The following is a 22392-nucleotide window of genomic DNA, read 5'->3' as shown; positions in this document are numbered from 1 at the left end:
GGGCGGCTACTCGTCGTCCTCCGGCAGCCGCTCGCCCTCGGCCTGCGAGGGTGTCGTGCGCGGCACGTCGGGGTGGATGGTCCGGCCGGGCCTGCCGTCGGTCTCGGGGTCCGGTTCCCGTTCGCCCTCTGCCTGGGACGGGGTCCATTCGCTCATGACCGGCCTCCTTGTCGGGTGTTCGGTGGGGTCGGGGATCGCAGGGGCCGGGTCGCGCCCACCCATGCGCGGCTGACGCGCGCGGAGAACCGCGCCACGGGCTCGCCGCGCGGTGCGGGCAGTCCCGCCGCGCGGGTCACCGCCTCCTCCAGCACCTCGACGCGGGCCCCGGCCAGCGACCACGGCTCGTGCCCCACGGGTGTCTCCCAGAGCACGCCCAGCCGCCTGCTGTACGCCCGCCACCGCGAGGTCAGCCACCCGTCCAGCCGCGTCGGCTCGACTGGCGCGCCGGGCCGTACGGTCAGGCGGTACGCGGCCTCCCCGGTCCGGCGTGCCCCGGTGTACGTGACGGTGTCCCCGGTGTCGGAGACGCGCAGGTCGGACCGGTGGTAAGGCACGCCGAGGGCCCGGCCCACCAGCAGCAGCGGGCAGGTCACGTCGAGGGAGAAGAACCACACGGCGTCCGGACCGCGCACATAGGTCCGCAGGTTGGTCTCCGCGAAGGTGGGCAGTGCGGGCAGGCCGAGGAGGCGGACGTCGGCCATGAGGTGCGGCGTGAGGGTGACCCACGCGGCGCCGTCGTACTCGTCCACGACCAGCCCCTCGGGCAGCAGCGCCTGGACCGTCCGTGGTTCGTAGGGCCAGCTGACGAAGGTCTGCGTCAGCCAGCGGGCCCGCAGGACCGGTACCCGGCTCGCCACCATGGACGACGGGTTTCCCCGCGGGAGGCCGCGGAAACGCCCTCGCGGGGGGAGGGCGTCGCGTCCCGGCCGTTCAGGAACGGCCGATCTGGGAACTGCGGGAGGTACGCGGAGCGCACCCCGCCCGCGCCGACCTCGTCCAGGGAGAGATCCGGCCATGAACCATGTCAAGCCTCTCGCCCTGGTCACGGGCGCGTCCAGCGGTATCGGCTTCGAGCTGGCCAAGCAGCTCGCCGAGCGCGGTTACGACCTGATCATCAACGCCGAGAACGACACCCGGCTGCGGCAGGCGGCCCAGGAGATCCGGGCGGTGGCCGATGTCTCCGTGGAGCCGGTCCGGGCCGACCTGCGCCACTACGACCAGGCCGAGGAGCTGTGGACGGCGGTCACCGCGACGGACCGCCCCCTCGATGTCGCGGTGCTCAACGCGGGGGTGGGGCAGGGCGGTGCCTTCACGGACACCGATCTCGAGGACGAGCTGGAGATCGTCGACCTGAATGTGCGCGCGACCGTGCATCTGGCCAAGCGGGTCGTACGCGCGATGGTCTCGCGCGGCCAGGGCCGCATCCTCGTCACCTCGTCCATCGGCTCCACCATGCCCGGCACCTTCCAGGCCGTGTACAACGCGTCGAAGTCGTTCACGCAGTCCTTCACCCTGGCGCTGCAGAGCGAGCTGAAGGACACCGGCGTCACCCTGACCGCGCTCATGCCCGGCCCGACCGAGACCGAGTTCTTCCACCGGGCGGAGATGGACGACACCCAGGTCGGCCAACAGGAGAAGGACGATCCGGCCGAGGTCGCGCGGGAGGGCTTGGACGCCCTTTTCGAGGGCAAGGACAAGGTAGTCGCGGGGTCCGCCCGGACCAAGGCGCAGGGAATGGCCGACAAGGTGCTCCCCGACAGGCTCAAGTCCGAGGCGCACGGCAGGATGGCCGAACCCGGCTCGGGCGAGCGGCACTGACCGACGGGACACAGTGAAGGGACCGGTCCCCGGACCGGCCAGGGAGGACGGCCGGGTGCGCAGCGTGGGAGTGGAGGAGGAACTCCTCCTGGTGGACGCGGAGAGCGGTGAACCGCGCGCCGTCGCGGCGGCCGTGCTGGCGCAGGCCGACGGCTCGGTCAGGTCGGACGGGGAGCAGGTCTTCGAGTCGGAGCTGCAACGCCAGCAGGTGGAGTTCGCCACCGCCCCGCAGACGCGGGCGGACGAGCTCGCGGCCGAGATCCGTCGGTGCCGTGCCGAGGCGGGGCGGCTCGCCGGGCGGACGGGGGCCGCCGTGGCCGCCCTCGGCACCTCTCCCCTGCCGGTCAGTCCCACGCTGACAGCGGACAGCCGGTACCGGTGGATGGCCGAGCGCTTCGGGCTGACCCTGTCGGACCAGCTCACCTGCGGGTGTCATGTGCACGTCTCCGTGGAGTCCGACGAGGAGGGCGTGGCCGTGCTGGACCGCATGCGCCCCTGGCTCCCCGTACTGCTCGCCCTGAGCGCGAACTCCCCGTTCTGGCAAGGCCAGGACAGCTCCTACAGCAGCTACCGCAGCGAGATGTGGGGGCGCTGGCCGTCGGCCGGGCCGACCGATGTCTTCGGCTCCGCCGACCGGTACCACGAGCGGGTACGGGACATGGTCGGGACCGGCGTGCTCCGGGACCAGGGGATGATCTACTTCGACGCCCGGCTCGCCGTGCGGTATCCCACGGTCGAGATCAGGGTCGCGGACGTCTGTCTGGACCCGGACACCACGGTCCTGCTGGCCCTGTTGTGCCGCGCGCTCGTCGAGACGGCCGCCCGTGAGTGGCGGGCGGGGGAACCTCCGGCCCGGCTCGAGACCTCCCTGGTGCGGCTCGCCGCCTGGCAGGCCGCCCGCTTCGGCTTGGAGGAGCATCTGCTGCACCCCCTGACCATGCGCCCCGCCCCGGCGGAGAGGGTGGTCCGGGCGCTGTTCGACCATGTGCGCGCCGCCCTGGACGACCACGGTGACACCAAGGGCGCCCAGGACACCCTGTCCGGCCTGCTGAAACACGGCAACGGCGCGATGACCCAGCGCGCGATCCTGCGCCGCACGGACAGTCTCCGCGCCGTCGTCACCGAGTGCGTGCGCCTGACCGGCGAGGAATGAGCACGAGCCCGTATCCGAGCGGCGACCGAGCGAGTACGCCCTGATCCGGCGTCCTTGTCCGGCCGGACTGTGAGTACACGCGACCGTGGCGGCGGCGAGTCGGTACGGGCCCTGATCGGCTGGAGCGGGGGCCCTACTCCTCTGATCCTCTACTCCTCGATGACGGCCACCACGTCGAGCCCCGCGTCACGCAGGGTTCGCTGGACGGCGCGGCGGGGGCCGCGGATGGTGAGGTCGGCGGGTTCCGGGCGCAGGGTGGCTCCGCGCAGGAGGGCGTAGGCGCAGGCCAGGTCGATGCGGGTCACCTGGCTCATGTCGACGGTCCAGGCGGATGCCGTGTGGAGTGGCGGGGCCCCGAGGACCTCCTCCAGCTCACGCAGGGCTTCGGCGCCGATGTCCCCGGCCAGGATCAGCTCGGGCAGCCGGATGTCGGCGGCCGAGACCGTCAGGACAGGCCCGATCGGCGGCACGAAAGGCGGTTCGGCTGCCATGGTGACCTCCTTCGCAGCCGGAGGCGGCACACTGCTCTGCCTCCATGGTCTCTCAGGTCACCGGTTCGGTGCCCGGCGAACGGTCCGGGGAGGCGGTCCCGGACAGGGGGAGCGGATCGCACAGGACCGCCACATGATCCACCGCACCCCTTCACCCGCGCCACGTGTCCCCGTCACGGGGGTGTGAGAACCGTCGCCCGCACAAGGCTGAACTTGCGTCCGACCTGCGGTGACGTGTTTGGGTGGCGTGATGCGCTCCTCCACTCGCCCAGCGTCGCACCGCTCGATGAACGATCAGGAACACGCCGTGTCCGATGGGCAGTCGGGAGACCGGCGGCCCCCTGGGTCCCGCAAGGCCGGGCGGAGGCGCCCTCGCAGGTTCAGGAATCTGCGGCGTGCGGTGAAGGCGAGCATCGCGATCGCCGTCACCCTGGCGTTCCTGGTGCTGGGCGACCGGTTCGCGGTGCTCTTCGCGGAGCGGAAGACCGAGGACCAGCTGCAGAAGTCGCTGCGTCTGGAGGCCGCGCCGCAGGTGGAGATCGACGGTTTCCCCTTCCTCACCCAGGTGCTGGACAAGCGGATCGACACCGCGCATGTCACCGTCCCCGACCTCGCCGCCGACCGGGTGTCCCTGGCGAGGGTCCACGCCACGGCGCACGACGTACGGCTCGACGGTGAACTCCCCTCCCACCTCAAGGGCGGCACCGTCCACTCCCTCGACGGGGACGTACTGCTCTCCTTCGAGGACCTCGACCGCGAACTGGGCGCCTCACAGGTGGAGTTCAGCCGTCTGGGTCCCGGCGCGATCAAGGCCGACGGGCAGCTGCCGATCGCCGGGCAGCGCCTCGGGGTGCACGCGGAGGCGCGGATCGGGCGGTCCGGTGACCGCGGGGTGTCGACCGAGATCAGCCGTATGCGTCTCGACATCGGGGACGTCGCCGTCTTCCGCCCCGGCCGCGACGCGGGGCTCCAGCTCACCCCCGAGGCGGCGCGTGCCGTCGCCGAGCAGCGGGACAAGGTGCGGGCCTTGCTGGCCGTACCGGTGATCGCGGAGCGCGCCGGGATCGACCGGTCGCAGATCCGCGACGCGATGCGCAGCGAGTCGGCCATGGAGCGGCTCACCGGTACGCCCGGGTTCGTCGGCAAGCTGATGAAGGTCAACCTGTTCGACGTGGTCGCCGAGCAGCCCGACCTGCCCGCCAAGCTCGGCATCGACCCCAAGCTGCTCGGCGCGGTGCGGGGCGTCACCAAGCCCCAGCTCGCGGACCAGCTCAACCTGTCCTTCCAGCTGCCGAAGACGCCGGGCGACATCCGCGTCCAGCGGATCACGGTGGAACGGGACGGCATCCGGGCCCACCTCAGCGGGGGTGAGTTGCCCTTCGGCGACACGAGGAAGGCGCGGGCGGCGGCTGGGCGCTGAGCGGGGCGGGTCGGGAGTCCCCCGTCAGGCGTCCGGTGCCGCCTCGGCCGCGTTGCCCTCGGCCGCCCTGTCCGGCAGATAACTCGCCAGCCCCCGCAGGATGATCTCCAGGCCGATGTCGAACCGCTCGTCGGAGGAGTCGGTCACCATCACGTCGGCCAGTGCGCGCAGGTGGGGGAAGTCCCCGGGCGGCAGAGACGCGAAGTAGTCCTGCATCTCCCCCGCCATCTCGCGCCAGTCGGGGCGGGCCAGTGAGGAGTCTCCGTCGTCGGGCCGGGCGGCGGCCCGGTCCTGCCACACGCCCTCCTCCAGGACGAAGCCGTCGATGTAGGTGGAGATGAGGTCACCGGCCTCCGCCGCGATCCGGTCGGGCAGCCCGGCCGTGCGGAATATGGCGAGCAGTCCCTCGACGTGCGGCAGCAGTTCGGCCGTGAACGGCACGTGCGCCATGGAGATCCGGGCCACGTCCCGGTGGGACAGCAGACGCTCGCGCCCGGCGCGCGCGTAGTCCCGGACCTGCTCGCGCCACCGCTCGGGGTCGGGCTCGGGCATCCGGAAGCCGTCGAAGAGCCGGGTGTACATCAGCTCCAGCAGGTCGTCCTTGGAGCTGACGTACGCGTACAGGGCGGAGACGGTGACGCCCAGTTCGGCTGCCACCTGGCGCATCGAGAGCCCGTCGAGCCCCTGGCGGTCCAGGACCGTGAAGGCGGCCTCGACGATGCGCTCACGGGACAGCGGGGTGCGCTGCGGTGCCGTCTGCGGGCGGGCGGGACGCTCACGCTCCCAGGGGGACGGCGGAGGGGGTGCGGGGTTGCCGGCGGCCGCGTCGCTCATGGGGACAGTCTAGGGCCGTCGGAGAACAGTGTTCACGACTGGTGAGCGGCTTTTGTCGAGCGCTGGAGCGGTACTTGTCCACAGGCAACGCGATATATCTTGTCCTCGCGACGCGCTTACGCTATATCTTAATGAACAGCGTTCTCCGAGTGAGCACCGTTCCGCTAAGGTGAACAGTGTTCTCCAGGACTGTCCGTCCGTCCCACCGCGCCGATGGCTCATCACCGGGGGCCGCGGCCCCTTTCCGCGAGGAGTACCGATGTCCACCACTGGTGTCGCGTCCGCCGAGACGCCCACTGACGCACCAGCGCCCTATCGATGGCGCTGGGCCGCGCTCTTCGTGATCCTCGCGGCCGAGGTGATGGACCTCCTGGACGCCGTCGTCACGAACATCGCCGGTCCCTCCATGCGCGCCGACCTGGGCGGCGGCGCCTCCACCCTCCAGTGGCTCGCCGCCGCCTACACGCTCTCGATGGCCGTCGGCCTGGTCACCGGCGGCCGCCTCGGCGACATCCACGGCCGCCGCAACATGTTCCTGGTCGGCGCCGCCGGGTTCACCGTGGGCTCCCTGCTGTGCGCGGTGTCGGTGTCCCCCGAGATGCTGATCGGCGCCCGCGTCATACAGGGGCTGTTCGGCGCGGTGATGCTGCCGCAGGGCCTCGGCATGATCAAGGAGATGTTCCCGCCGAAGGAGTCGCAGAAGGCGTTCGGCATGTTCGGCCCGGTCATGGGGCTGTCCGCGGTCTCCGGACCGATCCTGGCGGGCTGGCTCGTGGACGCCGACTACTTCGGCACCGGCTGGCGCATGATCTTCCTGCTGAACCTGCCGCTGGGCGCCGCCGCCCTGCTGGGTGCCGTGCGCTATCTGCCGAAGACCCGCTCCGACAGCAAGCCGCGTCTCGACATCCCCGGCATGCTCCTGGTCTCGCTGGCCGCGCTGCTCCTGATCTTCCCGCTGGTCCAGGGCCGTGAGTACGACTGGCCCCTGTGGACCTTCGCGATGATGGCCGCCTCGGTCGTCGTCTTCGCCGTCTTCGCGATGTACGAGGCGCGGCGCAGCCGGGCCGGCCGGGACCCGCTGGTCGTCATCAGCCTGTTCCGCAAGCGCGGCTTCAGCGGCGGCATGATCCTCGGGCTGGTCTTCTTCTCCGCCATGCAGGGCTTCATGCTGGTCTTCAACCTCTACACCCAGATCGGGCTGGGCTATTCGCCGCTGAAGGCGGGCCTGGTAATGGTGCCCTGGTCCGGCGGCATGATCGTCGGCTTCGGGCTCGCTCAGGCGGTCACCCGGTTCGGCCGCATGGTGCTCCAGGGAGGCGCGCTGGTCATGGCCGCCGGTGTGTTCGGTGTGTGGCTGACCCTGGACCTCGCGGGCAGCGGTGTCGGTCCCTGGCAGCTCCTGCCCTCGCTGCTGGTCACGGGCATCGGGATGGGCCTGCTGATGGCGCCGTTCTTCGACACCGTGCTCGCCAGTGTCGAGCAGCACGAGACGGGTTCCGCGTCGGGCACCATGACCGCGGTCCAGCAGCTCGGCGGCGCCTTCGGCGTGGCCATCCTCGGCACCGTGTTCTTCGGCCTGCTGGGCGGCGGTATCGCCACCGCCGTCGACCAGCAGTCGGGCGGCCTGCGCGAGCAGCTGACCGCCGCGCATGTCGCGCCTGTCGCCCAGGACCGCGTCGTGGCGGATCTGCGTACCTGCGCCTCGGACCGCGCGGTCGCCAAGGACCCGGCCGCGACCCCGGCCTCCTGCGTGACGCTGGAGGAGGACACCCGGTCGGTCATCACCTCGCCGCGGGACGGCGCCCGGATACCGGCCGCGCTCCGGACCACCGCGACATCGGCCTTCAAGGGCGGTTTCGGCTCCGTCATGAAGACGGTCCTGTGGATCGTGGACGGGATGCTCGTCCTGACGTTCCTGCTCGCCTTCCTCCTGCCGCGTCACGCGCGTCCCGAGGAAGCCGCCGGTCACTGACCGCCGGGGCACTGAACGGACGGACGGGCCGGGCATCCCCATGGCGGGGTGCCCGGCCCGTCCCGCACCGGAGAGGATGAGCCCCGTGCTCACTTCGTACGCAGCTCACTTCGACACGCCTGCCGGGTATCTCGACTTCGCCCGGTTCGGCCCGCCCTCGCGGGACGCCGTGGACGCCACCGCGCGTGCGCTGGCGGAGTCCGCCCGCGCGGACCACACCACCGTGGACGGTCTGATGCGCGCGGAGGAGACCGCGCGGGACACGGCCGCTCGCCTCGCGGGCACCGACGCCCGGCACACCGTGCTGCTGCCGAACGCGTCCACCGGCCTCTTCCACGCCGCGCTCGGCATCCGGGAAGGCGCGGTCCTCGTGCCCCGCACCGACTTCCCGGCCAACCACTATCCGTGGCGCCGTACCGCGGACCTGGGCCGGGTCGCGCCCCGCTGGCTCGACCCGGAGCCCGGCGGCGGGGTGACTCCGGCACTGGTCCGGGCCGCGCTGACCGAGGATGTCGTCGCGCTGTCGGTGAGCGCCGTGGACTTCCGTACCGGCTTCCGGGCGGATCTGGCGGGGCTGCGCGAGGCGATCGGGCCGGACCGGCTGCTGATCGTGGACGCCATCCAGGCGTTCGGCGCGGCCGAGTTGCCGTGGGAGGCGGCCGACGTGGTGGTGGCGGGCGGCCAGAAGTGGCTGCGGGCCGGATGGGCCACGGGCTTCGCCACGCTGTCCGACCGCGCGCTGGAATCCCTGGAGCCGGTCCTCACCGGCTGGACGGGAGTGGAGGAGGTCGGCCTGTTCGACGGCGCGGAGCACCCGCCCGCCCCGGAAGCGCGCCGGTGGTCGATCACCAACCTGAGCCCGGTGACGGCAGCCGCGTTCGCGGCCGCGCTGGACCTCGTCGAGCGGCACACCGTAGGAGCGATCGAGGCCGCGATCGCCGAGCGGATCGATGAACTCACCGAGGTGGTCCGGGAGTTCGGGGGCCGGGTCCTCTCCCCCACCGACCCGGCGCGGCGCACGGGCATCCTCTCCTTCACGGTGCCGGGCCGCGACCCGGCCCTCGTGGCGAAGGCGCTGCACGCCGAGGGCGTCACCCCCACGGTGCGCGCCGACTCGCTCAGGCTCTCCCCGCACGCGTCGACGCCGCGAGAGGTGGGTGACCGGGTCGCGGCCGCTCTGTCGGCGCTGGCGAACCGACCGGGTGGAACGGGCCGTGCCATGATTCCTACTCGACAGTAGCTTCAGGTTCGCGGTAGGAGGCAGCGCAATGGCCCGTGTGTTGAGTGTGAGCGACAGCATCGTCATCGACGTCACGCCGGAGGTCGCCTACCGGGCGGTGAGCGACCCCGGCGACATGGGCCGCTGGAGCCCGGAGAACCTGGGCACCACATCCGGCTCGGCTGACGGCCCGGTCGAGGTGGGCACCAGCTTCGTCGGACGGAACAAGCGCGGGCGCTTCCGCTGGGTGACCCGGTGCACGGTCACGGCGGCCGAACCGGGCCGTCACTTCGCCTTCCGGGTCCATGCGATCGGTGTCGGCCGCCCCCGGCTGCGCGGCCCCATCGCCACCTGGGAGTACCGCTTCGAGCCGGCGGGCGACGGCACCCGCGTCACCGAGACCTGGACCGACGACCGCCGCACCTGGCCCGACCTCGCGGCCAACACCTTCGACCGGATCGTCACCTCGGGCCGCACCTTCGCCGACTTCCAGACCCGCAACATCCGCACCACGCTGCGCAATCTCAAGCGGGAGCTGGAGCGGCAGCCCGCGCGGTAGCGGTCAGCGCCGGTGGGTGTGGTTCTCCGGGTTGTCCTCCGGGGTCTGCCAGCCGACGCCCGGCTGCTCCTGGGGGCCGCGGCGGGCCCGGGCGCCGGGGGGCGGGGTGGAGAGGCGGCGCGAGCGCGCGCGTCGGCTGCCCAGCAGGAACCCGCCGAGCAGGAGCACGGCGACGACCACGCCCACGATCAGGAGCCAGAGCGCGCCCTTGCCGGACGCGGCGAGGAATTCAGCAGCGATGTTCATGCAGGGCGGTTACCCCCGCGCACGCGGAGAATCCCTCTTCACCGGCCCTGTCAGCCCTCGTGGCGCCCGCACTGCACCGAACGGAGCACCGCACCACCGGGGACCCGCACCGCAACACGTCCTCATGCCCTTCAAGTCGTGTGGATAACTTGGCAGTTGTGTGCGTGCATTCGCCGGTCGGGGGCAATCGGTGGTCAGGAGGTTATGACAATGGTTCCCTTGATTCTGGTTCTTCTGCTGGCTCTGATCCTCTTCGGCGCGGGCTTCGCCCTGAAGGCGCTGTGGTGGATAGCCGTGATCGTCCTGGTGGTGTGGCTGGTCGGGTTCTTCGTGCGGCCCGCGGGCAGCGGTGGCCGTCGAGGCCGCTGGTACCGCTGGTAGGCGAAGAGCGCACGGACGCTGGATGACATGACGAGGGGCCCGGCCTTGTACAGGCCGGGCCCCTCGTCGTGTGCGGAAGGTTCGCGGAAGGTTCAGCGGGGGACGACGGCCGTCTCGGAGTCCTCGTTGCGCAGCCAGATGGTGCGCTGCGGGAACGGGATGTCGATACCGGCGGTGTCCAGCGCGTCCTTCACCCGGCGGCGCAGCTCACGGGTGACGGACCACTGCTGCAGGGGCACGGTCTTCACCGCGAGGCGCACGACGACCCCGTCCGCGTCCAGCGACTGCACACCCCACACGCTGGGGTCCTCCAGCAGCACGCCGGAGAAGGCCGGGTCCTGGCGCAGGGTGCGGCCGGCGTCCTCCAGCACCTGGTAGACGGTGTCGAGGTTGGCGTCGTAGGCGACGGCGACGTCCAGCACGGCGCGGGCCCAGTCCTGGCTGTCGTTGCGGACGCGGAGGACCTCGCCGTTGCGGATGTGCCACAGGCCGCCGTTGAGGTCGCGGACGTGGGTCAGGCGCAGACCGACGTGCTCGACCTCGCCGATGGCCTCGCCGAGGTCGACGGTGTCACCGACGCCGTACTGGTCCTCGACCATGATGAGCAGGCCGGAGAGGTAGTCGGCGACCAGGCTCTGGGCGCCGAACCCGATGGCGAGGCCGACCACGCCCGCACTGGCCAGCAGCGGGCCGAGCGCGATGCCGACCTGGTCCAGGATCATGGCCAGACCGAGCAGGGCCAGCACGATCGTGACGCCGCTGCTGAGCACCGAGCCGATGGTGCGGGCGCGCTGTTCGCGGCGCTGGGAGGAGCGGGAGCGGTCCCGCATCAGGACGGCGGCTCCGCGTCCGGCGCGGCGCGGCGGGCGGGCCTCGCCGTCGTCGCCGGAGGGCTGCAGGATGTGCTGGACGACGCGGGTGATGGCCCGCTTGGCGATCCAGCGGATGACCCCCAGGACGACGACGATGAGGGCGATGCGCAGCGGCACCTCGACCAGCGCCGTGGTGTGCTCCTCCAGCCAGTTCGGCCAGGACGCGGCCAGCTGTACTGCTCCGGACGCGCCGGGCTGTGGGGAAAGGTGCGGTGTCGGCACAACAACTCCGTGTTCGGTGACTTTCTGACTCGTCGGCCGCGTCTACCCTCGAATCCGCGATACATGATCGTCTAAGCTGTGCGGTTGGTTCGGGTCCCCGGGCGCGCGTTGTCGGTACCGCCCCTTAAGGTGACGTGTGCCCGTTCCTGGCCGGGCGTTCCTCGGGGCCGCCGTCTTTCGGCCCGCTGATGGTCCGGCCACGGCAGGTGTCCGTCACCCGTCCCGTCGCGCCCCCCACCACCCGGCGACCCACTGGAAAAGAGCAGACTCGAGTCATGTTCACCGACACCCCCATCTTCAGCCGTCTCGTCGCCGAGCGCGGTGACGTCCCCGCCGAGGTGCGGGGCGAGGCCGACCGCATACACCGCGACCTGGCCCGGGTGATGCCTCCCGGGACCGGTCTGCCCACCGCCGCCTCGCACGCGCCCGGCCCGATGGGTCCGCCCCCCGGCCGCTGACCGGCCTATGCCACCCTGCGCAGGCGCACCAGGGCGCTCGCGCAGTCGCCGTCCGGCAGGCCGGGGACGGCCAGGCCGAAGCCCGCGAGGGTCGCCCCCGACCACTGCGCGCCGGTGTCCTCGTCGCGGTAGCGGGCGCCGGGGTCCAGGCCGCGCAGGCGGAGCGGCGGGTGCGCCGGACCGAAGGCGGCGCTGGGCCGCCACACCAGCACCACCGTCCGGTCGGCGTCGGGATCGACGTACTGGACGGCGGTCAGGGCGCCGTCGCCCGGTGCGAGCAGCCGGTACTGGTGTCCGTGCTGCACCAGCGGCCGGATGTCCTTATAGACCTCGATCAGCCGGGCCGCCTCGGTGAGTTCGGCCGGTGTCCAGCGGTCCAGGTCTCCGCCGAGGCCCAGGACGCCCGCCATGGCCGAGTGGAAGCGGAAGCTCAGCGGGACCGTGCGTCCGGTCAGCGGGTTGGTGCTGTCGGTGACCCAGGCCGACATGACGCCCGCCGGGTGGACCTGGCTGAAGCCGTGCTGGATGGCGAGGCGTTGGACGGCGTCGGTGTTGTCGGAGGCCCACACCTGGTCGGTGCGGGCGAGCATGCCCAGGTCGGTCCGGCCACCGCCGCCCGCGCAGGACTCGATCCGCAGCCGGGGGAACGAGGCGCGCAGCCGGTCGAGCACCCGGTGCACCCCGCGCGCGTGCTCGATGTGGACCCGCCGCCCGTCCGGCCCGCCGCCCCAGGAGCCCGCCTCGGTGAAGGACCGGTTGAAGTCCCACTTGAGGAAGTCCACCACGTTCCCGGCGACGAGCCGGTGCAGCCAGTCGTACGCCCAGTCGGTGACCTCCGGGCGGGAGAAGTCCAGGACGAGCTGGTGGCGCAGCTCGGTGGCGCGGCGGTCGGGCAGGTGCAGCACCCACTCGGGGTGCGCGCGGTACAAGTCGCTGTCGGGGTTGGTCATCTCGGGTTCCACCCACAGCCCGAACGCCATGCCCAGCCGGTGCACCTCGTCGGCCAGGGGGCGCAGTCCGCGCGGGAAGCGCCGGGGGTGCGGGGTCCAGTCGCCGAGGCCGGAGCGGTCGTCGTCGCGGGTGCCGAACCAGCCGTCGTCCACGACGAACAGCTCGACACCGAGGTCGGCGGCGCGCCGGGCCAGCCTGAGCTGGCCCTCCTCGGAGGTCTCGAACCCGGTCGCCTCCCACGAGTTGTAGAGGACGGGCCGGAGTTCGTCGGGGTGGGGCAGCACATGCCGGCGGATGTGACCGTGGAGGGCGCGGCTGACGGCGCCGAAGCCGCCCGTGGTGTACAGGGCCACGCTGACCGGCGTGACATGCCGCTGACCGGGGGCCAGGGCGATCTCGGCGCCCTCGTGCCCCTCCCCCGCGACGACGCCCACCGCCCCGGCCGCCGTGCGCTGCACGGTGAGCCGCCAACTTCCGCTGGTGGCGAGCACGGTGGCCCAGACCTCGCCGTGCTCCTCGTCGGCGGTACCGGTGTCCAGCGCGAGCCAGGGGGCCGCCTGATGGCTGGTGTGGCCGCGCCTGCTGGTCAGGGTGGTCTCGCCCACGGCCACCTCGGTGCGGGCGAGCCGGTTCTCGTCGGACCAGCCGCCGTGCACGGCCGACATCCGCCAGCCGTGCCGCCGGGGCAGCGGCCAGTGGGCGGCGGCGTGGCGTACGAGGAGCAGCGGGCCGGTGTCGCCGGTGTGCTCGAACTCCGTCCAGCGCTCGATGACGTCACCGCCGGGCGGCACCCGGTAGTGCGTCTCCCACGCCAGCGGCCGCGCCCGGTCCCGCAGCGCGACCACCATATGCCGCGCCCCCGCGATCCGGACGCCGGTCACCTCGGGCTCGACCGGACCGTGTCCGTCGGCGAAGCGGACCTCCAGCGCGGGCACGCCGAACCGGGCGCCGCCATCGACGGGATACTCCTCCACCCCGTCGAAACGCCCGGCGAAGCTGTTGTCGTGCTCGCCGTGCACGGGAAGCCCGACCGCGTCCTCCAGGGGCAGCCGCGCACCCCAGTGCACATGCGGTACGGCACCCCGCGCCCGGTCCACCCGCAGGACGTAGCAGGTGTGCTCGGTGCTCAGGACGACGGTGCCGCTGGCCTCGTCGTACTCCACGGGCAGCGTCATGGACACTCCGTCACTCGGGTTCGCGGACGACGACGACTCCCCCGGCCGGGACCAGGGCGCCGGTGTCGGTGACCTTGGCGTCCAGCAGGCCGGTGCCCCGGACCGGGACGGTCACGTCGTCGGCGGTGTGGTTCATCAGGAAGAGGTAGCTGCCCTGTGGGCCGGTGCGGCGCACCGCCTCCACTCCCTCGGGAGCGACGGGCTGGACGCCCGCTTCGTCGGCCAGGGTCCGCATCAGCTCGCGCAGGGTGTGCGCGGAGGGACGCGTGGCGACGTACCGGGCGCTGCCCCGGCCGTGCGCGTGGCGGGTGACGGCGGGGCCTCCGGCGGCCGGACCGCCCTCGGGCGGGTCCGCGAAGCGCAGTACGGCGGAGCAGCCGCGCGGTTCGACGCGTTCGGCCCAGTCGTGCGCGAGGGTGCCGTCGTCGAGGAGGGCGTTCTCACCGGGCCGCAGCGGCAGGTACTCGTCGACGCGGAGCCCGAGGACGTCGCGCAGGGCGCCGGGGTAGCCGCCGGGGCGTACCCGGTCCTGGGTGTCGGCCACCCCGCTGAAGCAGCCGACCGCGAGGTGGCCGCCCCGGCGGACGTACCCGTCCAGGTCGGCGGCGTCCTGGTCGGCGAGGAGGTACAGGTTCGGGGCGACGACGGCGTGGTAGGGCGTCAGGTCGGCGCCGGGTGGGACCACGTCGCAGGTCAGGTTGAGTGCCCACAGGGCCGCGTACCAGTCGCGGACCACGTCGAGGTAGCGCAGCCGGTCGGAGGGGCGGGCCTGGAGTTCCAGGGCCCACCAGTTGGGCCAGTCGAAGAGGAGCGCCACGTCGCCCTGGACGCGGGTGCCCGCCACCTCGGAGAGGGCGGACAGCTCGGCGCCCAGGGCGCTGACCTCGCGCCAGATCCGGCTGTCGGTGCCCGCGTGCGGGAGCATCGCGGAGTGCCACTTCTCGGCGCCGGCCGTGGACTGCCGCCACTGGAAGAACATGATGCCGTCGGCGCCCCGGGCCAGGTGGGTGAGGCTGTTGCGGCGCAGTTCGCCCGGCCGTTTGGCCACGTTGACGGGCTGCCAGTTGACGGCGGAGGTGGAGTGCTCCATGAGCAGCCAGGGCGCGCCCCCGGCCATGCCGCGGGCCAGGTCGGCGTTGAGGGCGAGGTCGATGTGGCCCTCGGGGTCGGCCGCGGTGAGGTAGTGGTCGACGGAGACGAGGTCGCAGGCGGGGGCGAAGGCGAACCCGTCGGCCTTCTTCTCCAGGGTGCCCATCAGGTTGGTGGTGACGGGGATGCCGGGGGCGAGGCGCCTGAGCAGGGCCGTCTCCGCGTGGTGCCGGGCGAGGAGGGCGTCGGAGGAGAAGCGGCGGTAGTCGAGTTCTTGGCCGGGGTTACGGAAGGCGGTGGTGTCGCGGGGCGGGTCGATCTCGTCCCAGTCGCCGTAGCGCTGGCTCCAGAAGTCGGTGCCCCAGGCCGAGTTGAGGGCCTCCAGGGTGGTGTAGCGGTCCCGCAGCCAGGTGCGGAAGGCGGCCGCGCTGGTGTCGCAGTAGCAGAGGGCGTTGTGGTTGCCCCACTCGTTGTGGACGTGCCACAACACGACGGCGGGATGGTCGGCGTAGCGGGTCGCCAGCGCGGTGACGACGGCGTCGGCCGCCTCGGCGTAGGCGGGGTGGCTCGGGCAGAAGACCTGCCTGCTGCCGGGGGCGAGCCGGGTGCCGGACGCGGTGACCGGCAGGGCGTCGGGGTGCAGCTTGGCGAACCAGGGCGGCGGGGCCGCGGTCGGGGTGGCGAGGTCGACGGCGATGCCGTGGGCGTGCAGCAGGTCGAGCACCTCGTCCAGCAGCTCCCAGTCGTACACGCCGGGGCGCGGCTGGATACGGGACCAGGAGAACACCCCCACGGTCACCAGGTTGACGCCCGCCTCCCGCATGAGGCGGACGTCCTCCCGCCACACCTCGCGGGGCCACTGTTCGGGGTTGTAGTCGCCGCCGTGCGCGATGCCGCCGAGCCGGTGGCCGAGCGCGGTGAGGGGGTGGGTCATGACTTCACCGCCCCGGCGGAGAGTCCGGCGCGCCAGTAGCGCTGGAGGAGGACGAAGGTGAGCACGATGGGCACGACGGAGACCAGGGCTCCCACGATGGTGAGGGTCTGCAGCACGGGCAGGCGGCTGGTCTGCGTCTGCCAGGTGTACAGGCCGAGGGTGACGGGATAGAGGTCGTCGTCCTGGAGCATGACCAGGGGCAGCAGGAAGTTGTTCCAGATGACGACGAACTGGAACAGGAACACGGTCACCAGCGCCGGTGACATCATGCGCAGCCCGATGCCGGTGAAGATGCGCAGCTCCCCCGCGCCGTCCATGCGCGCGGCCTCGATCACCTCGTCCGGTACGGACGCGGCGGCGAAGATGCGGGACAGGTAGACGCCGAAGGGGCTGACGACGCTCGGCAGGAACACCGACCAGAAGGTGTTGGTGGCGTCCACCTCGGCGAACATCAGGAACAGTGGCAGCGCGAGGGCGGTGGCCGGTACGAGGACGCCGCCGAGGATCACCGAGAACAGCAGCTCGCGGCCCTTGAACTGGTACTTGGCCAGGGCGTACCCGGCGGCCGCGGCCAGCGCGGTGGCGACGGCGGAGCCCGCACCGGCGTACAGCAGGCTGTTGAGGAGCCAGCGCGCGAAGACGCCGTCCTGCTGCTGGAAGAGCGCGGTCAGGTTGTCGCCGAAGTGCCAGTGCGCGGGCCGCAGTCCGGGCGTGGTGACCAGGTCGCCCTGGCTCTTGGTCGAGGAGACCAGGAGCCAGTACACCGGGAGCAGCATGTAGCAGGCGGCCAGGGTCATGAAGAGGACGGCGGCCGTGGTGGACGCGCGGCCGGTGCGGACCCCGTGGGTCGCGTGGGCGCCGTCGGTACGGGTGAGCAGGCTCATCCCTGCCTCCTGTTGGTGAGGCGGAGGAACGCGAAGGACAGCGCGAACGTGACCGTGGCGAGCAGCACGGACAGCGCGGCGGCCCCGCCGTAGTCGTCCCCGGCGGTGAGCGAGTAGGCGGCGAGGTTGGGGGTGTAGGTGCTGGTCACGCTGGTGGCGATGGACCGGAACACCTGTGGCTCGGTGAAGAGTTGGAGGGTGCCGATGATGGAGAACACCCCGGTGAGGACGAGCGCCGGGCGGATCAGCGGGACCTTGACGCGCAGCGCGATGGTCCAGCCCCCGGCCCCGTCGACGCGGGCCGCCTCCTCGATGTCGGCGGGGAGTGCCTGGAGGGCGGAGTACAGGATGAGCATGTTGTAGCCGGTGTAGGTCCAGGTCACGACGTTGCCGATGGACCAGAGCACGAGGTCGGGCCCCAGCAGGTCGACCCGGATGCCGGCCGACCCCAGCAGGTCGGTGATCGGCGACAGTCTCGGGTCGTACAGGGAGGCCCACATCAGCGCGGCGACGACGCCCGGGATGCCGTACGGCACGAAGTACACCAGCCGGAAGAAGCGCTTCAGCCGGGCCACGGCCGAGTCCAGCAGGAGGGCGAGGACCAGGGCGAACAGCAGCATCACCGGGATCTGCACGAGGGCGAACAGGCCGACCCTGAGGACGCTGTCGGCGAAGTACGGCTCCCGGACGACGTCGGCGTACTGCTCGAAGCCGGAGAACACCGAGTGGGTGCGGCCGAAGGTGCCGCCGGTGCGTGCCGTCTTGTGCAGGCTCTGCCAGAAGGCGTAGCCGACCGGCAGCAGGGTGAAGAGGACGAACGGCACGAAGAAGGGGATGAGGAAGGCGTACGGGGCGAGGGTCCGGCGCTTCAGCCGGTCAGCACGTGACTCAGCGCGTGACATCGAGCGACTGCTTGCGCAGGGAGTCCGTGCTGTCGGCCGCGGTCCGCTTCAGTACGTCGCCGAGGGTGCCCTTGCCCGCGGTGACGTCCGAGGTGCCGTCGCTGAGGAAGCGGTAGGTGTCGGTCATCGTGGGACCCCAGGTGAAGTCCGTGTCCACCTCGGCGGACGCCTGCTTGAAGACGTCGAAGACCTTCTGGTCGCCGTAGAAGCCGACGGGCTTCTGCAGGGCGGGCAGGGTCAGTCCGGCCTTGGCCGCCGGGTAGAGGCCGCCGGCCCGGTTGAGGATCTCCAGGGCCTTCGGGTCGGTGTTGAGCCAGAGCGCGAACTCGGCCGCCTCGGCGGGGTGCTTGCTGCCGGAGAGGACGGCGGTGGTGGAGCCGCCCCAGTTACCGGCCTGCTTGTCGCCCTGCTTCCACTGGGGCATGGGGGCCACCGCCCACTTGCCCGCCGTGGAGGCGGCGTTGTCGCGGATGGTGCTGTACCCCCAGGCGGCGCTGATCCAGGTGACCACCTCGCCGGAGTTCCACGACTTGTACAGCGCGGGCGAGAAGCCCTGGAGGTCGGTGGCGACCAGCTTGTCGTCGATGAGCCGCTGCCAGTAGTCGGCCACCTGACGGCTCTCGGGCCGGTCGACGGTGACCTTCCAGGCGTCGCCCTTCCGCTCGAACATGGTGGCCTTGTTCTGCCACAGCAGGCCGGTGAACCAGTTCGGGTCGGTCTGGGAGAAGTGGGTGATGTACTTGCCCGCCTTCTTCAGGACGCGCGCGTCGGCCTCGTACTCCGCCCAGGTGGTGGGGGCCTTCAGGTGGAGCTTGTCGAAGATGTCCTTGCGGTAGTACAGGGCCATCGGGCCGGTGTCCTGGGGTATCGCCCAGACGCCGTCCTTGCCGCCCGCGCCGAAGTCGACCTGGGACCAGGTCCAGTCGACGAACTTGTTCTGCGCCTGCGCGACCTGGGGGCAGGATTCGATGTTCTTCAGGCCGCCCTTGAGCCGGAAACTGGCGAGCGAGTCGTACTCGATCTGCCCGAGGTCGGGGGCCTTCTTCGCCTTCAGCGCGTTGGACATGTTCTGGTAGGTGCCCGCGTTCCCGGCCGGGGTCGTACGCAACTTCACCTGCACGTTCGGGTGTTCGGCGTTCCAGGCGCGCACCGCCTGGTCCATGCCGGGCACCCAGGACCAGTACTGGAGGGTGACCTTGCCGGAGGACGGCTTGCAGGAGGAGTCGGCCGCACCGTCGTCCTCACCGCCCCCGCCTCCACAGCCGGCCACCGCCGTGAGTGCCAGGACCGCCGCACCGGCCAGGCATCGTCTTGCGGTTGACATGCGAACGGGCATCGCCATGAGGGTGCTCCTTGCGCCGAGGGTCGCGCTCCGGGGACGTGGTGGGCGCAACCTTCACAACAGGAATCCACAAAAGTCAACAGGCTTGCGGGAATTGGGCGACATCGAGATCAGTCCGTGAGCACGCGATTTTCCGGTGAAACGGCGACTGACCTGCAAGTTCCTTGCACCGGAGGGCAACTGGCGCTGCCGGGCGGAATCGATTACGCGCCACCCCGCGACCGGTCGGGTCGGAGGGGGAGAATCAGACCGAGGCGCGGGCGACGAACTCCGCCCCGACCCGCACTGTGCGGTGGGCGGTACGGCCGTCCAGCCGCTCGCGGAGCAGCCGGGCGGCGGCCCGGCCGACCTCTTCGGCGGGGTAGCGGATCGTGGTCAGCCGGGGCCGGACCAGGGAGGCGAAGGAGGCGTCGTCGTGGCCGACGAGCGCGACCTCGCCGGGGATGTCGATGTCCAGTTCGCGGGCCTTGTCCAGGGCGCCGACCGCGATCACGTCGTTGGCGCAGAACACCGCGTCGGGCCGGTAGCGGCGGTTCATCAGCTCGGCGAAGCCCTCGGCCCCCGCCTCCCGGGTGTGCTCCCCGCGCACCACGAGCTCGCGCGGCAGGGCGGTGCCGAACTGGCGGGCCAGCGCCCTGAGCAGTTCCAGCCGGGGGTCGCCGCCGGTGGCGTCCCGAGGACCCGCGATCATCGCTATCCGGCGGCGCCGCGCGGCGGTCACCAGCTCCAGCGCCTGCCGGGTCGCGGCCCGTGCGTCCGGGGCCACCTGGTCGACGGCGCCGAAGGGCACGTCCGCGCTGACCACGACGGGTATACCCGCGTCGGCCAGCACCCCCAGGTCCTTCGGCAGCAGCCGGAACGGCGTGATGACCACCCCGGCGAACCGCTGCTGCACCGCCTCGGCCAGCAGCGCCCGCTCCTCCTCGCGGCGGGCTCGGGTGTCGCAGACGACGACATGCAGCCCGAGTCCGCGCAGTTCCTCCTGGAGGGTGGCCGCGAGCTGGGCGAAGAACGGGTTGGCGATGTCCGGCACGATCAGCGCGACCAGACTGGAACGCCCCGTACGCAGGCTGCGCGCGGCCGTGTTCACGACGAACCCCAGCTCGGCGATGGCCGATTCGACGGCCGTACGGGTCTCGGGGGCGACGGCGCGTTTGCCCGACAGGACGTACGACACCGTGGCGGAGGAGACTCCGGCCGCACGGGCGACGTCCGCCATGGTGACCCGCTCCCGCACCGCTCACACTCCTTCCGCGCGGTCACCCTACTTCACCCTTCACCGCGCCCACGTCAGTCGTTGGCGTCCATGAACTTCAGCATCCGTCGGTTGATCTCGGCCGCGTGGTCGATCTGGGGCCCGTGTCCGGTGCCGGAGATGACCTCGGCGCGGGCGCTCGGGATCAGGCGCGGGACGCGTTCGACCTGCCTCCGCGGGTGCACGAGGAGGCTTCGCTCGCCGAGCACCAGGTAGAGCGGGGTACGGATGGTGGACAGTTCACCCTCGGACAGCGGCAGTGGGGCGGGACGGCGTACGCGGAAGGCGCGCACGCCCAGCCGGATCATGGTGCGCAGCTCCGGCACGACGAGGACGGGCTGCTCCAGCCACGCCGCCAGTCGCGGACGCAGCGCCTTGGGCGCGAACGTCGCGAACAGGCTGACGAAGATCCACGCGAAGAAGCGCAGCCCCACCTTCTCGAGGCCGCCGGGGTCGAGGAGCGTGACCGAGGCGAGGCGGTCGGGCCCGCGGTGCGCCTGGTTCAGGGCAAGCCATCCGCCGTAGGAGGAGCCGACCAGATGCACGCGGTCGAGCCCCAGTCCGGCGAGCGTCTCGTCCAGCCACTGCGCGGCGTGCTGGGGCTGGTGAACGGGTGCGCGCTGGAGGCTGCGGCCGGGATCGCCCGGGGTGTCGATCGCGTAGACCGGCCGGTCGGCGCTGAGCGCCGGGGTGTTCGGGTACCACATGGCGGAGCAGGCACCCGCGCCGTGCACGAGGACCACGGGGGTGCGCGACGTGGCGGCCGGGTCGGTGGGGCCGTACCGGTAGACGTGCGTGGTGCCGAAGGAGGTCTCGACGTCCGTCTCCGCGCGAGCGGGGGCTCCCAGCGCGTAGACCGCGTCGCAGGCCGCGAAGTAGCGGTCGCGCCAGGAGTCGCTGACATAGCGGCCGACGTCGGCCTGGGCGCGGGTCGCCGTCTGGGACATGCCTACCTCCGGGGTTCGATCTTTCGTGGTACGACCGTACCATCATTGGTACGGTCGTACCATAAAGCTGACCGGGCGGACCGGCCCGGCGGACACAAGGCGACAGGAGGGGCGGTCGATGCCCAAGCGCGTGGATCACACGGAACGGCGCACCGAGATCGCGGAAGCGCTCCTTCGGGTGGCGGCGCGCCGCGGGCTGCATGCCGTGGGCATGCGCGATGTGGCGGCCGAGGCGGGCGTCTCGCTGCGGCTGGTGCAGTACTACTTCGAGACCAAGGAGAAGCTGCTGCTCCACGGGCTGCAACGGCTGACCGAGCGGTTCGGGGAGCGCGTCGCCGCCCGGGTCCAGGCCGTCGGCCCCCGTCCGGGACCCCGCGCGATGATCGAGGCGATGCTGACGGCGGCCCTGCCGACCGACGAGGAGAGCCGCGTCTTCCACCTCGTCTACACCTCGTACGCCGTACTGTCCGTCACCGACGAGGTGCTGGCCGCCCAGCCGTTCATCGCGAACCCCGACGCGGCCGAGGACGCCGTGGCGGCTCTCCTGTGCCAGGCGGAGGAGGGCGGTCTGCTTCGGCCCGGCGTGGACGCGCGCCTGGACGCCGCCGCCCTGCTCGCCCTGTCCGCGGGACTCGGCACCAGCATCCTGGTCGGCCAGCGCACCCCGGAATCGGCCGCCGCGATCCTGGACCACCAGCTGGACCGGATCTTCCGGACCGACCTCGCCGACGGCGGGAGCACGCGGGACTGACACCGCTCCCGCGACGGCGGCGACACCCGAAAGGTCAGCGCTCCGCGGCGAGTTCGTGGTTGAGGGTCTGGAGGAACTCGGCGACGGTGTCGAGCTGTTCGGGGGTGAAGCGGCGGCGCGCCGCCTCCGTGCCGCGGGCGAGGGGGCCGAAGTAGTCGCGAGCGAGGGCGCGCGCGCCGGGGTTGTAGTGCAGGTGCACCACTCTGCGGTCGGCGCTGTCGCGGGCGCGGTTTATGTGACCGGCGCGCTCCAGCCGGTCCAGGCAGGCCGTGACGGCGCCCGAGGTGAGGTCGAGGCGTTCGCGCAGGCGGGACGGGGTCATGGGCTCGCCGTCCAGGGCCGAGGCGTCCATGATCGCGGCGAGCGCGTGGATGTCCGTGGCGTGGAGACCGTGCGCCTGGGCAAACGCGTGGGCGATGCGGTTGATCTCGCTGTTCAGGGTCCGCAGGAGGACGGCGTACCCCTGGAGGTCGCTGGGAGGACGCTCCTGTGGGCGTTCGGGCTGCATACCCGCAAG

23 protein-coding genes are annotated in these 22392 nt (G+C 71.9%); 9 read left to right on the top strand and 14 right to left on the bottom strand.

Annotated elements, in window-relative coordinates; translation table 11 throughout:
- Positions 1-6: 6 nt before the first annotated feature.
- Positions 7-156 (bottom strand): hypothetical protein, encoded by a 150-nt coding sequence (locus ACIPPM_RS05320; RefSeq protein WP_393598050.1) that lies wholly within the window; start codon positions 154-156, stop codon positions 7-9.
- Positions 153-860 (bottom strand): YqjF family protein, encoded by a 708-nt coding sequence (locus ACIPPM_RS05315; protein WP_401443200.1) that lies wholly within the window; start codon positions 858-860, stop codon positions 153-155. The genes ACIPPM_RS05320 and ACIPPM_RS05315 overlap by 4 nt, the downstream gene beginning before the upstream one ends.
- Before the next feature lie 154 nt (positions 861-1014).
- Between ACIPPM_RS05315 and ACIPPM_RS05310 the strand changes: the two genes are divergently transcribed.
- Positions 1015-1818, top strand: a complete 804-nt coding sequence (locus ACIPPM_RS05310; RefSeq protein ID WP_401443197.1) for an SDR family NAD(P)-dependent oxidoreductase — start codon at positions 1015-1017, stop codon at positions 1816-1818.
- A 55-nt stretch (positions 1819-1873) separates the two neighbouring features.
- Positions 1874-2971 carry a glutamate--cysteine ligase gene (locus ACIPPM_RS05305; protein WP_401443194.1) on the top strand — a complete coding sequence of 366 codons (1098 nt, stop codon included), beginning with the start codon at positions 1874-1876 and terminating at the stop codon, positions 2969-2971.
- Positions 2972-3120: 149 nt separating this feature from the next.
- On the opposite strand, the gene ACIPPM_RS05300 is transcribed toward ACIPPM_RS05305, so the two are convergent.
- Complete coding sequence (locus ACIPPM_RS05300; protein WP_401443191.1) at positions 3121-3462, bottom strand: STAS domain-containing protein; 342 nt, start codon at positions 3460-3462, stop codon at positions 3121-3123.
- 400 nt (positions 3463-3862) lie between these two features.
- On the opposite strand from ACIPPM_RS05300, the gene ACIPPM_RS05295 reads away from it, so the two are divergent.
- Complete coding sequence (locus tag ACIPPM_RS05295; RefSeq protein ID WP_401443188.1) at positions 3863-4882, top strand: DUF2993 domain-containing protein; 1020 nt, start codon at positions 3863-3865, stop codon at positions 4880-4882.
- A gap of 24 nt (positions 4883-4906) precedes the next feature.
- On the opposite strand, the gene ACIPPM_RS05290 is transcribed toward ACIPPM_RS05295, so the two are convergent.
- Positions 4907-5716 carry a TetR/AcrR family transcriptional regulator gene (locus ACIPPM_RS05290; RefSeq protein WP_401443185.1) on the bottom strand — a complete coding sequence of 270 codons (810 nt, stop codon included), beginning with the start codon at positions 5714-5716 and terminating at the stop codon, positions 4907-4909.
- A 259-nt stretch (positions 5717-5975) separates the two neighbouring features.
- Between ACIPPM_RS05290 and ACIPPM_RS05285 the strand changes: the two genes are divergently transcribed.
- The 3 genes from ACIPPM_RS05285 to ACIPPM_RS05275 all read left to right on the top strand — a co-directional run bounded on the left by ACIPPM_RS05285 (position 5976) and on the right by ACIPPM_RS05275 (position 9466).
- Positions 5976-7688: an MFS transporter gene (locus tag ACIPPM_RS05285; protein WP_401443182.1), complete on the top strand. Its 1713-nt coding sequence runs from the start codon at positions 5976-5978 to the stop codon at positions 7686-7688.
- An 85-nt stretch (positions 7689-7773) separates the two neighbouring features.
- A complete protein-coding gene (locus ACIPPM_RS05280) occupies positions 7774-8928 on the top strand; it encodes an aminotransferase class V-fold PLP-dependent enzyme (protein ID WP_401443179.1) in 1155 nt (384 codons plus the stop codon).
- A 28-nt stretch (positions 8929-8956) separates the two neighbouring features.
- Complete coding sequence (locus tag ACIPPM_RS05275) at positions 8957-9466, top strand: SRPBCC family protein (RefSeq protein ID WP_401443176.1); 510 nt, start codon at positions 8957-8959, stop codon at positions 9464-9466.
- 3 nt (positions 9467-9469) lie between these two features.
- On the opposite strand, the gene ACIPPM_RS05270 is transcribed toward ACIPPM_RS05275, so the two are convergent.
- Positions 9470-9712 carry a DUF6479 family protein gene (locus ACIPPM_RS05270; protein ID WP_401443173.1) on the bottom strand — a complete coding sequence of 81 codons (243 nt, stop codon included), beginning with the start codon at positions 9710-9712 and terminating at the stop codon, positions 9470-9472.
- Between the two features lie 210 nt (positions 9713-9922).
- Here ACIPPM_RS05270 and ACIPPM_RS05265 point away from each other — a divergent pair, with 210 nt between their 5' ends.
- Positions 9923-10093: a DUF5670 family protein gene (locus ACIPPM_RS05265; protein ID WP_329018044.1), complete on the top strand. Its 171-nt coding sequence runs from the start codon at positions 9923-9925 to the stop codon at positions 10091-10093.
- 92 nt (positions 10094-10185) lie between these two features.
- Here ACIPPM_RS05265 and ACIPPM_RS05260 read toward each other — a convergent pair whose 3' ends face one another.
- Positions 10186-11187: a mechanosensitive ion channel family protein gene (locus ACIPPM_RS05260; RefSeq protein ID WP_401443169.1), complete on the bottom strand. Its 1002-nt coding sequence runs from the start codon at positions 11185-11187 to the stop codon at positions 10186-10188.
- Between the two features lie 275 nt (positions 11188-11462).
- Here ACIPPM_RS05260 and ACIPPM_RS05255 point away from each other — a divergent pair, with 275 nt between their 5' ends.
- Positions 11463-11645: a hypothetical protein gene (locus ACIPPM_RS05255; RefSeq protein ID WP_389005534.1), complete on the top strand. Its 183-nt coding sequence runs from the start codon at positions 11463-11465 to the stop codon at positions 11643-11645.
- 5 nt (positions 11646-11650) lie between these two features.
- Here the strand turns inward: ACIPPM_RS05255 and ACIPPM_RS05250 are convergent, their stop codons facing one another.
- The 7 genes from ACIPPM_RS05250 to ACIPPM_RS05220 form a co-directional block, all read right to left on the bottom strand.
- Positions 11651-13771, bottom strand: coding sequence for an alpha-galactosidase (locus ACIPPM_RS05250; RefSeq protein WP_401443165.1), 2121 nt, complete (start codon positions 13769-13771; stop codon positions 11651-11653).
- 10 nt (positions 13772-13781) lie between these two features.
- On the bottom strand, positions 13782-15794 hold the full coding sequence (locus ACIPPM_RS05245) for a beta-galactosidase (protein WP_401443161.1): 2013 nt from the start codon (positions 15792-15794) through the stop codon (positions 13782-13784).
- The gene (locus tag ACIPPM_RS05240; RefSeq protein WP_401443158.1) at positions 15791-16678 is read right to left on the bottom strand and encodes a carbohydrate ABC transporter permease; all 888 of its coding nucleotides are present in this window, start codon (positions 16676-16678) and stop codon (positions 15791-15793) included. The genes ACIPPM_RS05245 and ACIPPM_RS05240 overlap by 4 nt, the downstream gene beginning before the upstream one ends.
- A complete protein-coding gene (locus ACIPPM_RS05235; protein WP_401443156.1) occupies positions 16675-17580 on the bottom strand; it encodes a carbohydrate ABC transporter permease in 906 nt (301 codons plus the stop codon). Before ACIPPM_RS05235 ends, ACIPPM_RS05240 begins: the two co-directional genes overlap by 4 nt.
- Positions 17567-18922, bottom strand: coding sequence for an ABC transporter substrate-binding protein (locus ACIPPM_RS05230; RefSeq protein ID WP_401443153.1), 1356 nt, complete (start codon positions 18920-18922; stop codon positions 17567-17569). The genes ACIPPM_RS05235 and ACIPPM_RS05230 overlap by 14 nt, the downstream gene beginning before the upstream one ends.
- A 244-nt stretch (positions 18923-19166) precedes the next feature.
- Positions 19167-20159 (bottom strand): LacI family DNA-binding transcriptional regulator, encoded by a 993-nt coding sequence (locus ACIPPM_RS05225; protein ID WP_401443150.1) that lies wholly within the window; start codon positions 20157-20159, stop codon positions 19167-19169.
- 53 nt (positions 20160-20212) lie between these two features.
- The gene (locus ACIPPM_RS05220; protein WP_401443148.1) at positions 20213-21124 is read right to left on the bottom strand and encodes an alpha/beta fold hydrolase; all 912 of its coding nucleotides are present in this window, start codon (positions 21122-21124) and stop codon (positions 20213-20215) included.
- A 118-nt stretch (positions 21125-21242) separates the two neighbouring features.
- Between ACIPPM_RS05220 and ACIPPM_RS05215 the strand changes: the two genes are divergently transcribed.
- Positions 21243-21875, top strand: coding sequence for a TetR/AcrR family transcriptional regulator (locus tag ACIPPM_RS05215; RefSeq protein ID WP_401443146.1), 633 nt, complete (start codon positions 21243-21245; stop codon positions 21873-21875).
- Positions 21876-21909: 34 nt separating this feature from the next.
- On the opposite strand, the gene ACIPPM_RS05210 is transcribed toward ACIPPM_RS05215, so the two are convergent.
- Complete coding sequence (locus ACIPPM_RS05210; protein ID WP_401443143.1) at positions 21910-22383, bottom strand: MarR family winged helix-turn-helix transcriptional regulator; 474 nt, start codon at positions 22381-22383, stop codon at positions 21910-21912.
- Between the last annotated feature and the right edge of the window lie 9 nt (positions 22384-22392).

It is taken from the genome of Streptomyces sp. NPDC090119, from assembly GCF_044747085.1.
In the GTDB taxonomy this organism is placed as follows: domain Bacteria; phylum Actinomycetota; class Actinomycetes; order Streptomycetales; family Streptomycetaceae; genus Streptomyces.
This window is presented reverse-complemented; position numbering and strand designations above follow the sequence as displayed.

Bases quoted from the DNA above. Each gene is read 5' to 3' on its own strand.
- ACIPPM_RS05320 (WP_393598050.1), bottom strand. From the start codon at position 156: ATGAGCGAATGGACCCCGTCCCAGGCAGAGGGCGAACGGGAACCGGAC.
- ACIPPM_RS05315 (WP_401443200.1), bottom strand. From the start codon at position 860: ATGGTGGCGAGCCGGGTACCGGTCCTGCGGGCCCGCTGGCTGACGCAG.
- ACIPPM_RS05310 (WP_401443197.1), top strand. From the start codon at position 1,015: ATGAACCATGTCAAGCCTCTCGCCCTGGTCACGGGCGCGTCCAGCGGT.
- ACIPPM_RS05300 (WP_401443191.1), bottom strand. From the start codon at position 3,462: ATGGCAGCCGAACCGCCTTTCGTGCCGCCGATCGGGCCTGTCCTGACG.
- ACIPPM_RS05290 (WP_401443185.1), bottom strand. From the start codon at position 5,716: ATGAGCGACGCGGCCGCCGGCAACCCCGCACCCCCTCCGCCGTCCCCC.
- ACIPPM_RS05285 (WP_401443182.1), top strand. From the start codon at position 5,976: ATGTCCACCACTGGTGTCGCGTCCGCCGAGACGCCCACTGACGCACCA.
- ACIPPM_RS05275 (WP_401443176.1), top strand. From the start codon at position 8,957: ATGGCCCGTGTGTTGAGTGTGAGCGACAGCATCGTCATCGACGTCACG.
- ACIPPM_RS05270 (WP_401443173.1), bottom strand. From the start codon at position 9,712: ATGAACATCGCTGCTGAATTCCTCGCCGCGTCCGGCAAGGGCGCGCTC.
- ACIPPM_RS05265 (WP_329018044.1), top strand. From the start codon at position 9,923: ATGGTTCCCTTGATTCTGGTTCTTCTGCTGGCTCTGATCCTCTTCGGC.
- ACIPPM_RS05255 (WP_389005534.1), top strand. From the start codon at position 11,463: ATGTTCACCGACACCCCCATCTTCAGCCGTCTCGTCGCCGAGCGCGGT.
- ACIPPM_RS05250 (WP_401443165.1), bottom strand. From the start codon at position 13,771: ATGACGCTGCCCGTGGAGTACGACGAGGCCAGCGGCACCGTCGTCCTG.
- ACIPPM_RS05245 (WP_401443161.1), bottom strand. From the start codon at position 15,794: ATGACCCACCCCCTCACCGCGCTCGGCCACCGGCTCGGCGGCATCGCG.
- ACIPPM_RS05240 (WP_401443158.1), bottom strand. From the start codon at position 16,678: ATGAGCCTGCTCACCCGTACCGACGGCGCCCACGCGACCCACGGGGTC.
- ACIPPM_RS05235 (WP_401443156.1), bottom strand. From the start codon at position 17,580: ATGTCACGCGCTGAGTCACGTGCTGACCGGCTGAAGCGCCGGACCCTC.
- ACIPPM_RS05230 (WP_401443153.1), bottom strand. From the start codon at position 18,922: ATGGCGATGCCCGTTCGCATGTCAACCGCAAGACGATGCCTGGCCGGT.
- ACIPPM_RS05220 (WP_401443148.1), bottom strand. From the start codon at position 21,124: ATGTCCCAGACGGCGACCCGCGCCCAGGCCGACGTCGGCCGCTATGTC.
- ACIPPM_RS05215 (WP_401443146.1), top strand. From the start codon at position 21,243: ATGCCCAAGCGCGTGGATCACACGGAACGGCGCACCGAGATCGCGGAA.
- ACIPPM_RS05210 (WP_401443143.1), bottom strand. From the start codon at position 22,383: ATGCAGCCCGAACGCCCACAGGAGCGTCCTCCCAGCGACCTCCAGGGG.